1 protein-coding gene is annotated in these 266 nt (G+C 50.4%); it reads left to right on the top strand.

The genetic code is table 11. The annotated features are described in order from the left end of the window. Positions 1-52: 52 nt before the first annotated feature. The coding region (locus tag KVT27_RS24925) for a CbiQ family ECF transporter T component (RefSeq protein ID WP_305799941.1) at positions 53-266 on the top strand (214 nt) is incomplete at its 3' end.

Genomic DNA, 266 nt, shown 5'->3' with positions numbered 1-266 from the left:
AGCCAGTCTGTCTTGTGTGGCTTTCATCATGTTCAGCACACCTTTCGCAGAAATGCTGCAGGTGCTCAGAAAAGTGCGCATCCCCGAGTTAGTTCTGGAAATTATGCAAATCATGTACCGGTTCCTGTTCCTGCTCTTCGAAACGGCTTCCAACATGTATCTTGCGCAGCAAGCCAGAGGCGGCCAAAGCGGCTTCCGGAGCCGGCTGAAGGATACGGCCACACTCATCGTACAAATGTTTATGAAGACATTGCACCAATACAGAG

Origin of the sequence: Lysinibacillus sp. GbtcB16, assembly GCF_019091145.1 — a bacterium.
GTDB classification, from domain to species: domain Bacteria; phylum Bacillota; class Bacilli; order Bacillales_A; family Planococcaceae; genus Lysinibacillus; species Lysinibacillus fusiformis.
The sequence above is the reverse complement of the archived record's forward strand: the minus strand, read 5'-3'. Positions and strand labels throughout refer to the sequence as shown.